The 13,750-nt window shown below is 68.3% G+C and carries 6 protein-coding genes; 3 read left to right on the top strand and 3 right to left on the bottom strand.

From position 1 onward, the window contains the following. Nucleotides 1-186: 186 nt before the first annotated feature. Both LZ198_RS17125 and LZ198_RS17120 read right to left on the bottom strand, forming a co-directional pair. Nucleotides 187-573 carry a DUF1622 domain-containing protein gene (locus tag LZ198_RS17125; RefSeq protein WP_253973054.1) on the bottom strand — a complete coding sequence of 129 codons (387 nt, stop codon included), beginning with the start codon at nt 571-573 and terminating at the stop codon, nt 187-189. Between the two features lie 169 nt (nt 574-742). After that, nucleotides 743-7,738: an RHS repeat-associated core domain-containing protein gene (locus LZ198_RS17120; RefSeq protein ID WP_253973053.1), complete on the bottom strand. Its 6,996-nt coding sequence runs from the start codon at nt 7,736-7,738 to the stop codon at nt 743-745. A gap of 780 nt (nt 7,739-8,518) precedes the next feature. Between LZ198_RS17120 and LZ198_RS17115 the strand changes: the two genes are divergently transcribed. From LZ198_RS17115 to LZ198_RS17105, 3 genes are all read left to right on the top strand, one after another. Beyond that, entirely contained in the window at nt 8,519-9,991 is a 1,473-nt protein-coding gene (locus LZ198_RS17115; protein ID WP_253973052.1) for an ankyrin repeat domain-containing protein, read from the top strand. An 83-nt stretch (nt 9,992-10,074) separates the two neighbouring features. Next, entirely contained in the window at nt 10,075-11,415 is a 1,341-nt protein-coding gene (locus LZ198_RS17110) for an AHH domain-containing protein (RefSeq protein WP_253973051.1), read from the top strand. An 18-nt stretch (nt 11,416-11,433) separates the two neighbouring features. Beyond that, nucleotides 11,434-12,009 (top strand): imm11 family protein, encoded by a 576-nt coding sequence (locus tag LZ198_RS17105; RefSeq protein WP_253973050.1) that lies wholly within the window; start codon nt 11,434-11,436, stop codon nt 12,007-12,009. Here LZ198_RS17105 and LZ198_RS17100 read toward each other — a convergent pair. Beyond that, nucleotides 12,006-13,745 carry a peptidase MA family metallohydrolase gene (locus LZ198_RS17100; RefSeq protein WP_253973172.1) on the bottom strand — a complete coding sequence of 580 codons (1,740 nt, stop codon included), beginning with the start codon at nt 13,743-13,745 and terminating at the stop codon, nt 12,006-12,008. The genes LZ198_RS17105 and LZ198_RS17100 overlap by 4 nt on opposite strands. Between the last annotated feature and the right edge of the window lie 5 nt (nt 13,746-13,750).

Raw genomic sequence — 13,750 nt, 5'->3', positions numbered from 1 at the left:
TGGAGGTCTCAAGGAATGTCGAAGCACTCCTTCTGCTCGTCGCAGATGGCGCCGCGGTTGCTGGAGCAGCCGGTGGTGAGGGTGCCCAGGGTCAGCAGGGCGCGCCTGGCGAAGGGTCGGATGGACCTGTCGCGCGTCCTGGCCCGAACCCCGTCTCCGGCGGAACAGGCTTGGACGGCGCGAGTGTCAGGCGGAGCGCTCGTCGTCGGAGCGAGCATGTATCGACGGCTCACGCGACGACTGCCATGGCCACCGTCCTTCCAGTTCCACCGTCAGAGTGAAGCTGAGAAAGGTGCGGATGATGACGATGAGTCCGAGCACGAGGACGCCTTGCATCGTGGGGGCGTCGCCGACGGTCCGGATGATGTCGGCGGCGACGAGGAACTCGAGGCCGAGCAGGATGGCGCGGCCCAGGTCGAGGCGGAAGCGCCGGTAGTTGTCGCCGCTCCGCGTGCCCCTGGCCGTGCTCAACATCCTGACGAGGGCGAACAGCGGGCCCAACGCCATGACCGCCACACCCGCGCCCTCCATCAACCGGGCCGCCAGGGGGACGACCGACGCGAGGAAGTCCATGGAGGAAGCTAGGGGCACCGCGAGCGGGAGGGGAGGGTGGAGGGCGGGGCGGCCCTGCCTTGCCCTGCGCGAGGCGGCGAGCGCTTCTCTCCTCCCCTGGAGCGGACTCACGAGGGCGCCCGCCGGACCTGCCGGGCACCCTCGTGGCGCTCCGCTCCCGCGGACCTGGTCACTCTTCTGGCGTGAGCTGGTCCATGACTTCGTCGGACACACCCTGGACGAAGCCGAACCAGCCCACCAAGGAGCCTAGCGTTCCGAACCTCGCTCCGTAGCGGAGGGCGGCCAGGTCATCCATGGTTCCCAGCGCGGCGGCACGGTTCGAAATCGTGGTGAGGGGACTGGTATCCGCGGTGACCGACTGCGTGAGGTACCCGAGCCCTACACCGAAAGCCCCGAGGCCCGCCGCCACCGGGGCGCTCATGCCCGCCCCGACGAGGCCCAGGCCGAAGGCCGCGCGTCGCGACCACCGCGAGACGAGGCGATTGAACCGCCGACGCTCCTTCGCTTGCTCCTTCGTCTTGAGCTCCCAGGCCTCGCGGTCCTTTGCGGCCCTGGCGCTCATGTCGTGCGCGGCCTTCTGGATTTCGAGGGCGCGCTGGTCGAATTGCTCGAGGTCGAACGAGAGCCCTCTCAGCGCGGCGGAGATCTCGTCCAGTCGCTTCTCCAGGTCGTGAAGTTGCCTCGTTCGCTCCATCGCTGCGGACGCCTTCCTTTGTCGCTTGGAGGGCGCTGGCGCGTCGCGCTGGGTCGGCACCGGGCCAGAGGCCGCCTCGCTGGACGGCACGGGAACGGGGTCGACGTTCGCCTTGGGCCGCGAGTACTCGTGCTGGGCGTTGCCGGGGTTGCTCGGGTTGGCGCCGCCGTCGCCGCCCCCTCCTCCGGAGCCGGGGCCCGAGTCTCCTCCGTGCTCTGGAACGAGCGGGTCGATGTCGGCGGTGCCGCCGCGTCCTTCGTTGCACGGCCTGGGGCGACGGAAGGACATGCCGCCGCCTGTGCCTCGAGTGCCCGGCCCGCTCCAGCTTGTCTCCTCGCACAGGCCGGTCGGGTCGGTCACGCTCGCCGGGTTGTTCCAGGCGTAGCTGTAGCGATTGAGGTCGGCGAGCGCGAAGGGCGATTGGACGATGGGGTCGGGGCTGATGAAGCGTCCGACCGACGGGTCGTACATCCGCCCTCGCATGAAGGTGAAGCCTCCGTCGTCGCGGCCCTCGTGGCCGGTGAAGCCCCGGGTGACCAGGGAGGCGGTGCTGAACAGCGCGGACTGCGTCCAATCGAGCGGATCGCGTGGCTGGCCCCAGGCGGTGTAGCTGCGCCGCTCCACCACCGCGCCCGTGTCGTCCGTCACGACGGTGGTCGAGCCCAGCTCGTCGGCGAGCAGGAAGTGGGTATCGGAGTCGACGATGGTGCCCTGGGCGTCGTAGACGCGGGTCAGCTCGGCGACGGTCGCGTTGCCGACCTGGACCCGGTGCGTGTGCCGCGCCGAGTTCAAGGGCTCCTTCACGTTCCGCTCGCGCCGGTACCACTCGCCGATGGTCAGCGTCTCGAGTCCGCTCTGCGCGTCGAAGCGGCGCACGCGGTTGCCCTGCGCGTCGTAGTCGAACGCCAGCTCGAACGTCGGCAGGCTGAAGATGGCTTTGACGCGTCCGAGCGGGTCATGCGTCAGCGCCGTGTTGACGCCGTCGACCGAGCGGGCAATCAGCTCGCCGTTGTCGTTGTACCAGAACGAGGCGTCCCCCGCGCTCTGCAGGCGCTCGTCGTGATACGTGTAGGCGCCGACGTCCGGGCGCTCCAGCAGGTTGCCGAAGGGGTCGTAGGTGAAGCTCGCGTCCTGGGTGGCGCCTCCCTTCGTGGCCTTCGTCTCGAGGAGGCGGTGCTTCGGGTCGTAGACGAAGGACTCGCTCTGGTTGGCGAGCGCGTCGACCCGCTTGCGCAGGTCCATGGTCTTGGTCCATTCCACCCGCAGGTCCTGCACGGTGGTGGCCGCGCCCTGGGGCTGGAGCACGGAGCGGATCGACTCGAGCCGTCCGGTCTCCCCGTGGAAGGTCCGCGTCGTGACGATGCCGTTGCCGAAGCGCTCCTCCTCGGTGCCGCCGTAGGGGTCCGCTCTGAGCTGCTCCCACAGGTTGAAGCCCGTCGCGGGATTCTCGAAGCCATCGAGGCGCAGCAGGTTCCCGAAGTCGTCGTACTGCATCGTCACGGTGAGCTGGGTCGGGTAGCGGAGGGCTCCCGGCCTGCCGAACGCGTCATAGGTCGTCTGCATCCGGAAGACCTCGCCGTCGATGGTCCAGTCCGTGGAGGCCGACCGCCCGAACGCGTCGTACAGGTGGGTCATCGTGATTCCGTCGCGCGAGACCGACTGGTGCGGGAACCCGGGACGGGTCACGTCATAGGTCCACGTCGCGCTTCCTCCCTCCGAGTCCACGAGGGTCGTGGGCCGCCCCAGGTCGTCGTACTCGTAGATGAGCGTCTGGCCGCGCGCGTCGAGCGAGGTCCGGAGCTGGCCGAGCGGGTCGTAGTCGAAGGTCTGCTGCCCCGTCTGCTTGTCGTCCATCACCAGCCGCCGGTTGTAGAGGTCCAGCAGGAACTGGGTCGGGGCGCGCAGGGCGGTCGGCTGGCAGGGTTCGATGCGGTTCAGGCCCTCGAAGTGGCCGTAGCGGTAGCACAGCTCGGTCGCGGTGCCCGGCGTCTCCTCCCGGTGTCCGTCCGCCGTGCGCACGATGTTCCCGCGCGTGTCGGAGAGGAGCCACGTCCGGTTGCCGTCCGGGTCGATCTGCGTCGTCTTCAAGCCGTCATGGAGCCAGCGCGTCGTGATGACCCCTTCGATGTTCCCCGGGGCGACGCGTTCGACGAGGCGGTCGCGGTTGTCGTATTCCATGCGCGTCCAGATTGGGGACTCGCCGGTCTTCGCCGGATGGGACACGCGCACCAGGCGACCGCGATAGTCGTACTTGGCATGGTTGAGGACCTCGTACTCTCCCTTGAAGCCCTTGCTGACGGACTGCACCGGGCGGCCCAGCTCGTCGAAGGTCGTCTCCGAGTAGCCCAGGCCCGGGGCCTCGACGATGACCCTGGGGGGCATGAACGCCAGGGGCTCGTAGGTGATGGACGTGCCCGGCGTCATCGCCGTGTCCTGGCTCCAGGTCTGGCTGAAGGTCGGGCGCCCGAAGCCGTCGTAGTCGCTGATGGACTTCACCCCATCCGGCGAGGTGGCGGAGAGGACCAGTCCCATGCCCGGTTCCCAGCGGCGCGTGGAGGTGTGTCCCAGCCCGTTGGTGAGGGTGACGGGGAAGACGCCGTCCGAGGCGTACTGGAGGGTGAGGCCGCGCTCGTTGCCCTCGCCGTCCCAGGTCAGGACGGTGGACGTGTTGCCGAACGAGTCATACCCATACCGGGTGCTGTAGCGGTACTCGGCGAGGGTGGGCTCGACGATGACGAGGTTGGGCTCTCCCTGGGGCGTATACGTGGTCTGGACCGTGCGCGTCCTGGACTCCGGCAGGGAGCCGGGGACCTTGTGGGTGAGCTTCTCCTCACGGACGAGGCCCAGTTGCCACGGATTGAGCCGGTGTTCGTAGGTCAGGTCGGTTTCGTACCTGGCGCCGGAGATCAGGTCCTCGGAGTAGAAGCGCGTCGGGAAGCCCAGCTCGTCGTAGTCGTGGGTGTCGTTCGGGTTCTCGGCGTCGGGGAACGTGGAGTAGCCGCGCTTGGTGTGCTTCAGCGGGAAGATGCCGACCTGGGCGTCCGCGTCCGCCATCTCCGCGAACTGCTCCGGTGTCAGCTTCGTCCAGTGGAACCCTCCATAGGTCCAGCTCCAGGAGTCGAACTTCTCGAAGGTCCTCACCTCCGTGGAGCGCGTCAGGGTGGAGAAGAAGTAGGACGCGCACTGCCCCTGGTTGACCTGGTAGCCGCAGGGGCCGAACCACTCGGGCGGCACCTGCCAGTCCGGGTCCCCGTGGAAGTCCGCTCGGGGGACCAGGGTGTATCGGTTCTGCGTGAGGACGGCGAGGTCGGGGCCCCCCGGGTTCGAATCATTCCGGAACGTGACGGATTGCAGCAGCTTGCCGGCATGGGGCGCGGCCCGGCCGTTGTGATTGATGAGCGCGGTGCGGGTCGAATAGGTCTCGAGCCGCACGTTGAAGAAGTCCACGAACGGCGCGTCGGGGCCGGTGGCCCCGTCGTCGTGGACGCTGCGATGCTCGAAGCCCAGGAACTGGTGCCCCTGGAGGAGCTGCTGCGCGTTCTTGTAGAAGTAATCGGTCTTCCGTGAGCCGACCGTGGGCGAGATGCCTGTCGGTGAGAGCAGGGTGGCCACGAGGGGACGGGTGTCGAAGACCCGGTTGGCGTCCACGGCGCTCTCCAGCCCCGGGAGCGGGACGAAGGCCTCGCGGTAGACGTCCAGGTCGGACATGGGCTTGTAGAGCGCCATCCAGCTCGCGCCGTTCCCGTTGGTGAGCCGCTGCATCAGGTCCGGGACGTCGCCCTGGCGGACGTGGAAGTCGAGCAGCCAGGGGTCGTTGGACGGGTCGCTGTCGTTGTCGGGGCTGCGGGTGCGCACCAGCACGTCGATGAGGCCGTCGGCGTTGTAGTCGCCCAGCGAGAGCGCGCGCTCGTCCAGCAGCCACGGGAGTGGCGGCAGCGTCGTCATGCTCCATTGCAGGGGGGCGCCCGCCTGGAGGGAATACTTGATGACCATGGGCTGGGCGTTGGTGTCCGAGGGGACGCCGTTGCGGATGAGCAGCTCGTCGCGGCCATCGCGGTCCCAGTCGACGAGGCGCGCGGAGAGGAACTGCGCGTGGAACGAGGTGGCGCCGAGGGTCTGCATCCAGTCATGGCTGCGCACGAAGAAGCCGCCGATGTTGAGCCACACCTCGATGCGTCCTGCCCAGGCGGCGCCGACGTCCGGCAGCAGCTTGCCGTCCTTCTGGTTCACGAAGGGGCTCAGGCCGTTCGCCGCGAGGGTGGCCTCGGATTCGAAGCGGACCACGTCCGGGAACCCATCGCCGTTGAGGTCGCCCACCAGGTCGGAGCCCATTGCATTGCCCCGGCACAAGGCCCCGTACGTGTCCAGGCAGGCGCGGTTGCCCCCGTTGGCGGCGTGCAGACGCTGGTAGTAGTCGAACGGCAGCCCCGTGTTCCGGGTGTAGAAGTCATACTCCCCGGCGTGCTGGCCGAGCTTCCGGTGGAAGACGAGGGCCTGGTAGGTCTTGCCGCGGAGCTGCTCCGGGCTGAACCACGCGCCGTTCTCCCACAGGGGAGGCCACTGGCCGGGCTTGGACGCGAGGTGGGCCCCGCTGCGGTCATAGCCGGCGATGGTCAGCAGGTTGTCCGTGCCGTCGCCGTCGAAGTCCATGACATGGATCTTGTCCAGCGCGGAGCACGGGAAGGTCTCCAGCGTCACCGGCGTGAAGGTGTAGGGATTGAGGTAGCTCCTGTTCTCCAGGTAGACCCAGTGCCCCTGATACAGGGTCGAACCCTCCAGGTCCGGTGGCAGCGTCTTGGAGCCGTTCTTCGGGTTGAAATAGGAGCCTCGGGTGTCGCTCTCGACGCACACCATCAGGTCGGAGAGCCCGTCGCCGTTGAAGTCACCGGGGGCGACGATCAAGGCGTGATGGGTGTAGGGGATATAGGTGTCCGCGACGGAGAAGGCCTGGGGGAGGCCCGGCGTCTGCCGCAGCACCTGGAGGTTCGGTGCGAATCCCCACAGCATCGGCTGGTCGGAGTGGTCACCGAAGGGGACCAGGACGTCCGTGCGGTCGTCGCCGTCCAGCTCGAAGGTCGCGCTGGAGATGGCGTCTCCGGGCAGCAGATAGGTGTGGCAGTTCTTGGCGTAATCACAGACCTCGACCGGCGTCTGGGGAATGGGCAGCGGGGCCCGCACCGGGATGCCGGTGTCGATGATCTGCGAGTCCTGCGGAGAGGGACGGATGGCCCAGAAGCTCCAGTTCTGGGCCTGTCCGCCCTCCCACCAGGGGGCGACCAGGATGTCGGTGGTCCCATCCTGGTTGCCGTCGAGCTGGAGCATCTGGAACACGGCCTCGTGGTCCTGCTCGGGGATGCCGTGCACGGGGAAGAGCCGCTCGTCGAAGGCGAAGTCGCCGTGCTTGTCGTCGAGGAGGATGTCTCCGTAATAGCCGCCGGCCTGCCAGGTGAACTCGGTGGCGCGCTTGCAGACCGCGGCGCCGTTCTCCTGGACGCACTCCTGGATGCTCTGCAGGAGTGAGCGCTTCGTCGTCGATGCGCTGTTGCTGTAGGTGAGGACGTAGGTGCGCACCATGCGCTCGCCAGCGGTGGCGATGGCGGACGGCGCGAAGGTCGAGATGCGCTCGAGCCGGAAGGACTGCCGGTAGCGAGTGAACGAGAAGAAGCCGTCGAAGATCTCCTCTTGAGGCAGGCGCTCGTACTGGAAGGTGACGCGGCGCGTGTTGTTGACGTACCGGATTTCGCTCAGCCGGTGGTCCAGGCGGGAGTGCGTCCCCAGCGGGTCGGTGAGGTTGTCCGTGAAGACGTAGTGGTAGGTCATCGCGTTGCCGTGCGGGTCCCGGACGCGGGTCAGCTTCCATTCGTAGGGCTTCTTGACGGGACCTCCCGTCACGTCGATGTCGAAGCTGTAGACACGGCTCTGGTCGTCCGTGCCGTAGAAGTGGCTCGAGCCATCCGGTAATTGCAGCTCGAAGCCGGGGCGACCGTCATCCGAGGTCCGGGCGATGACCCGGCTGCCGTCGTCGCTGTACTTGCGGTAGACGCGGCCGATCTTCAGCCCGTTCTCCAGGCCGATGAGTCGCATGCCGTCGAGGCAGAGCCAGTCCGCCGGGAACTCGGGGTGGCTCTCGTTCGCCTCGTCCTTGAAGGTGATGGCGTGGAGCGCGGCGTCGTCGCTCATGATGCGGCCACAGCGCTTGATGCTCGAGGTCGCGGCGAGGGAGAACCCCACGCCCAGCTCTCCGCTTTCGGTGTGGCTGCTGTAGTGGATGTCGACCGAAGGGGACAGCGCGCCGATGCCGGGAGGGACCTGGATGGGAATGGATGCCACTGCCTGACCGGTCGACGTCACGGACAGGTCGCCGCCGGTGTTGCCCGTGGGCGCCGTCGAACTCAGGTGACCATCCGGGCTGGCGGCGCTGGCCGTGCCGAGGGCCAGCAGCACGAGCGCTGCGAATAGGGAGTATCTCATCACGATGTCTCCGCCGCCCCGGAGTGGGGCGTAACGGAGATGACGTGGGAGGCGCGTGAACCCCCTCACCCGGGGGGCGATTTTTCTCCGACGGAGCCGAGGCCCCGCGTGTCCCTGCTCACGCCCCTCCGTGAGGGACCGTCGTCACTGCGTGGGGGGGCGAGGACGTCCCGAGGGGAGCGCAGGTCCTCCAGTCGGCGGCCGAAGAGGAGGAAGGCCCTGCCGGTGATGGCCATCGCGATCGCGCAGAGCGCGCCGAGCGTCAGGGCCGCGAGGCGGGGATGCAACGCTGACCCGAAGCTTCCGCTGGCGAGGGGGATGACCAGCGGCTCCAACACCGCGCACCCGCCGTACGCCACGAACAGCAACGTGTCCGGCGATCAGGGTGGCCTGGAGGACGAGCCCGACGCCCACCACGAGGAAGCTCCGCACGCGCGTGTTGCGCCCCTGGCCGTGCTCGACATCGAGACGAGGGCGAACAGCGGGCCCCATGCATGGCCGCCACACCCGCGCCCTCCAGCCGCCGGGAGGCCCGTGGGTCGATCCACGTGAGGGAGTCCCTGGAGGAAGCGAGGGGCGGGTGGGGAGGCCCTGCCCTGCCACGAGCGAAGCGGCGCGTGCCTTGCTCCTCCCGAGGTGTCGGAAGGCCTCGTCGGATGCGCGACGGAGTCTCTCCGAGGAGGCCCCTCTCCAAGAGGAGCGCGTGTCCCCAGCCTATGTGACACTTCGAGAAGGCGCCCCGATAATGCGCCGAGCGCGGTTCACCGAAGAGGACTCACGATGACGGAGCAGCCGAAAGACCCTGTGGCCCAGGTGCTGGTGGACCTCTGCGAGAACAAGGCCCGCTGGCGGGCAGCGCTCGACGCGGAGGCGGTGAGACAGGCGGTGTCGCGGGGCGCCAACGTGAACGGGCGTAATCGCTATGGACAGTCGGTGCTCCATCTCGCCGTGAGGGGGCCCAACTCCAAGTCGGACCCGTTGCCGGACGTCGAGGTGGTGAAGGCGCTCATCGACGCGGGCGCGGAGGTGAACGCGCGCGACAGTCACGGGCAGCCGGTGCTGCTCATGGTGGCGCATGGCGCGGAAGCGGACTCTCCCGCCGAGTCGCGTGCGTTGGAGCTCATCCGCGTGCTTCGCGCGGCTGGCGCGACGGCGGGAGCGGACGTGAAGGACGCGCACAGCGGCGCCTTCACCGGCGCCGGGGTCAAGGTCCTGCGCGAACTGCTGGACGCGGGCGCCGCCATCGACGCGAGGACGGAGCAGGGGTTGACGCCCCTGCACAGCGCCGCGAGGGCGGGTCAGGCCGACCACATCCGCCTCCTGCTGGAGCGAGGCGCCGACGTGAACGCCATCGATGGGCTCGGACGGACGCCGCTCGGTGTCGCGCTGCGCACGAAAGACGAGGTCTGGGTCACGCACAACAAGCGGACTCCCGGCTTCATCGCCAGCATCCAGGCGCTCGAGGCCGCGGGGGGCAATGCGAGTGTTCCCTTGGCTCTCAGCGAGGACCCCTTCGCGCCGTTCCCCGTCGACGCCCAGGCCGTCCGCGTGGCCCTGGGAGCGCGGAAGCTGGCCTTCTCCCACGCGTTCGATTCGGCCCAGGAGGTCGCCACCGGGTTGCACAGCTTCGGAGATCCGGAGAGCGCGCTCGAGAAGCTCCGGCTGGTGATGGGGACGCTCGGCGTGGCGCCGCGCAAGATTCACCTGAAGGGGCCGGTGGTGCTGCTCACGCCCTTCTTCCACCACGGGGACCTGGAAGTGGAGGGGGACGTGTGGATTCGCAGGGCCTTCGCCGTGACGGGCTCCGTCGTCGTCCACGGCGTGGTGAGGGACACGGGCAACGACTCGCTGGTCAATATCCTGGGCGACCTGAAGTGCCACGGGCTCTACACCGACGGAGAGTTCTCCGTGGGGCGCGACATCGAGGCGCGCGACGTGGTGCTCGGCTATTACAACGACCACCTCCTGTCCGCCTCGTGGATCCACGCCCGGGTCGTCATCGAGGATGACCACGCGGTTGACGGCTCCGTCGATGCCGAGCACCACTTCGACATCGACAGGTACAGCCAGGGGTATGGCACTGGAGTGTCGGAGGCGCTGCAAGCGCTCTTCGTCGCGGAGGTCTTCGAGGGAAGCTCGACGTCCGATGACGAGGATGACGAGGATGACGAGGATGACGAGGACCCGCCGCGACTGGACAAGGGAGCGCTCTTCGACCGCATCAGCAAGGGGCTCCCCGTCTTCCGGAAGTAGCCTCCGCGGAGGCGTGTCAGCTCGGGTTGGTATCCCTTGGGGTGGCCCGTCCTCGAACGGGCCGCGCTCCGGGGGGATGCCTCATGGTCGTTCGCTGGGCGGTGTCGCTGCTCTGGTTGTGGGTGGGCACGGGGTGCGCGGCGAGTCGGGTCGTACGCCTCGAGACGGGGCAGGACTCCTTCGTCGTCACTCCCCACGAGGAATCCAGCGCGGAGGTGCGCGAGGCCGAACTCGATGATGAGGAGTTCGAGGAGGCCATGGTGGAGCTGGCGCGGGATGTCCGCCCCGCCCGCAACCCCATGCAGGAGGCCCGGGTTCTCTTCGGTGTGCCGTCCCGGAGTGGGGTGTATGGGTACGAGCCGCGCTCCTCACGGTTGATTCCCCAGCGCACGGATGGCGAAGGCCCCCACCTGTTGGCGTCCTACGCGGACGACCCGCTGACGCGAGCCTATGGGCAGTGGTGCGAGCGAAAGGACCGACCTGGGGACTGCCTGCGGTTGCTGGAGGAAGGGCCGCTGCTGGGCAGCGACGGCAAGTACACCTGGGCCCTGGCCATCGCCATGGACTCGGTATGGGACGAGACCGCCGAGGCACTGGGAGCCATGACGGACCCGACCGCCGTCATGGCGACGCTCACCGCTTCGGTGGCGGTGTACCTGCTGCTCTGGGCGCTGCCCGAGCCCTTCTCCAAGGGTGTCGCGGCGACGATGACGGCGCTCGCCATCGCGTACCTCGGCGTGGACACGGTGTGGCGCCTGCTGGATGGGTGGCTGACGCTGGTGCGGAGGGTGGACGAGGCCCGGAACTACGCACAGCTCAGCGCGGCGGGGGAGGCGTACGGTGAGGTCCTCGGAGAGAACGCGGCGCGTGTGTTCGTGATGCTGGCCACGGCGGCCGTGGGCAGCACCGTGGGGCTGGCCGCGAAGTCAGCGAGGTTGCCCGGCTCCGCGCCGGCGGCCCTGGCCGTGGAGCGCCAGGCAGGCTTCCAGTTCGCGGCCGTGGGCAGCGTGCGGTCCGTCGCGATGACCGCCGAGGGCTTCACCGTCGCGCTCGCCCCCAACGCGCTCGCCATGGCGAACCAGGGGATGCGCAGTGGGGAAAGCGAGCGCCATCACATCGCCACCAACAAGAACGAGGTCTCCACCGCGCGCGGCGGGCCCTGGACGCCTCGCTTTCGGAGGCTCTTCGCGAGAGCGGGGATGGACCTCAAGGATTCCGAGAACATCGTCGAGGTCGTGGGCCACAAAGGCCCCCATCCCCTCAAGTATCACCGCTATGTGTTGGATCGACTGGAGAGTGCGATGGGCGTTTGTCGGCGCGTGGCGGACTGCCGAACGGCCCTCACGAATGAGCTACGGAATCTGGCCAAGGAGGTCCAGACTCCCGGAACGCTGCTCAACACCCTCTTGACCCAGGGTGGGTGAGTCCCTGGAAGGCCCTCCATGTCGAATCACTCCCGATACTTCAGGCTCGATGAAGAGGTGCTGTCGGAGAACTGGTACCTGGGTACTCCCGTTGATTCGCAGGGGCGGGAACTGGAGAACATGAGGGAGTTCACGTCGGGCCAGCGCGTCCAGTCCTATCGCCGCATGACGGTGCCGATTGACGAGACGGGGCGTCGGCGTGAGTTCAACATGGCTGGAGCGGGCAGGACCGTCGTGGTGAACGTCCGGGTGGCTACCCTGTTCGCCGAACTCGCTCCGGACGACGTACAACTGCTCCCAGTCGCCGTTCAAGGCTCTCCGGACGAGTACCAGATCCTCGTGGCCACGAAGCTCATCCGGTGCATCGACGATGCGGCGACGGAAGAGGTGCTGTACTGGAAGCCCGAGGATGAGCGGCCGGACAAGCTCGGCGAGTACCGCAGCGTCTACGGTATGCGGATCGACCCCACGAAGGTGGGGCGTGCCAAGGTCTTCCGCACCTGGGGATGGGACATCGCGCTCATCGTCTCGGACGACATCAAGCGCGCCCTGGAGGATGCCCACGTCACGGGCACTCGGTTCGAGGAGGTCTAGCGTCCCACGCCGCTCGCGGGCGCCGGGGGCTGTGCCGGTGTGGCCGGCGTGGCGCCGCCGACGTTCATCTCCGACAGGTCGCCCTCCTCACGCAGGAACTGCTGTGCGAGCTTGTCGACCTCGGAGGCCTCCAGGCCGGTGAGCACCACCGTCGCGGCCTTGGCGCGCGAGGCGAGCGCCGTCTCCCCCAGCGCCCCGTGGATGCGCGTGAGCGCCACGTGGATTTCGGGGTCGAACGGGTCCGACGCGAGCGCCTCCAGGTAGGCCGTCTTCGACTTCGCGTAGTCCTTGCGGTGCAGCAGGATGCGGCCCAGGTGGACGTTGGTGGCGGGCGAGCCCGGGTGCACGCGCAGGCTCCCACGCAGCACGGACTCCGCCTCGTCCAACTGCTTGAGCTCCAGCAGCGCCAGCGCGTACTTGTTGGACACCGACTCGTACTTGTCGCCCACCAGCTTGTGCGCCTTGGCGTACTCCTCGGCGGCGGCCTTCACGCGGTTGCGCTCACGCAACAGCTCGCCCAGGTGCGCGAACTTGCGCGCCGGCACCTCCGCCACCTCGTTGAAGTCGCCGAAGGAGATTTCACGCCCCTTCTTCTCCCCGTCCGCCTTCACCTTGCCCTTGGCGTCGTCCTTCAACACCACGCGGTCGTCGCGCGGCACCAGCTCCGCCGGGAAGGGCTGCTTCTTGATGTGCGAAAGCCACGCCTTCTCGAAGAGGGGGAAGGGCATGCCCATCGCCGCCTCCACCGACTTGCGGTCCGTCTGCCCCGCCTTCAGCTCGTGCACCACCGCGCGCAGCCCCGCCGCGCCCTTGGACTGGTACACGTAGTCGATGGCGTAGAACACCTCCGCGAACGCGGTGGCCGCGTCCTCCGCCGTGGGCAGCAGGGCAATCGACGGATGCATCTTCTCGAACGGGATGAGCGTGTCCGCCTTCACCCGCTTGCCGAGCAGCGCCTGCGTCGACGGCGTCATCGCCAGGCCCGCCTTGCCGCGCCAGCGCGACTCCAGGAACTTGGCCAGGCCCTCGTGCAACCAGATGGGCACCGTGTTGCCGCTCATCTGGCTGACCACCAGGTGGATGTACTCGTGCGCCAGCGTGTCCTGCCAGTCGTACCCCTGCGCCACCGCCTTGGGGCTGGTCACCATCAGCTTGTTGAACTTGCAGATGGCGATGGTGCCCGTGGTGCGGATCTGCTTCTCCGTCAGCGTGCTGACCCGCGACAGCTCCCGCGCGTTGTTCACCACCTCGACGCGAATCTTCCCCTGCGGCGGCGTCCAGCCCAGGTCCTCCGCCATGGCGCGGTGGATGGCCTCCAGCGTCTCCAGCGCGTAGGGCACCAGCACCTCTTCCTTGCCCTTGGGGTAGAGGAAGACGAAGTGCGTGCTCTCCGCGCGCTGGTGGTTCTTGACGATGTCGCGCGTGTCCTTGGCCAGCCGCAGGTAGCTGCCCGGCTTGTCCTCGATGTTGGCCCCCTCCAGCAGGCCCACCGCGTCGTCGTAGCGGCCCTCCTCGAAGGCCACCCGGCCCTGGTAGTACTTCAGGGGCTCCACGTCGGAGGGAATCAGCGCCGCCACCTCGGTCAGCTCGCGCTTCGCGCCGGGCACGTCCCAGTCGTCCAGGCCCTTCTCCACCCGGCCCAGGCGCTCCTTCACCTCGTCCTTGAGCGAGGCGTCCTGCGCGGCGACGGGCAGCGCCACCACCACGCCCAGCACCAGCGCCACCCAGCGGCTCATGCGAC

Source organism: Myxococcus dinghuensis, assembly GCF_024198235.1.
In the GTDB taxonomy this organism is placed as follows: Bacteria; Myxococcota; Myxococcia; order Myxococcales; family Myxococcaceae; genus Myxococcus; species Myxococcus dinghuensis.
This window is presented reverse-complemented; position numbering and strand designations above follow the sequence as displayed.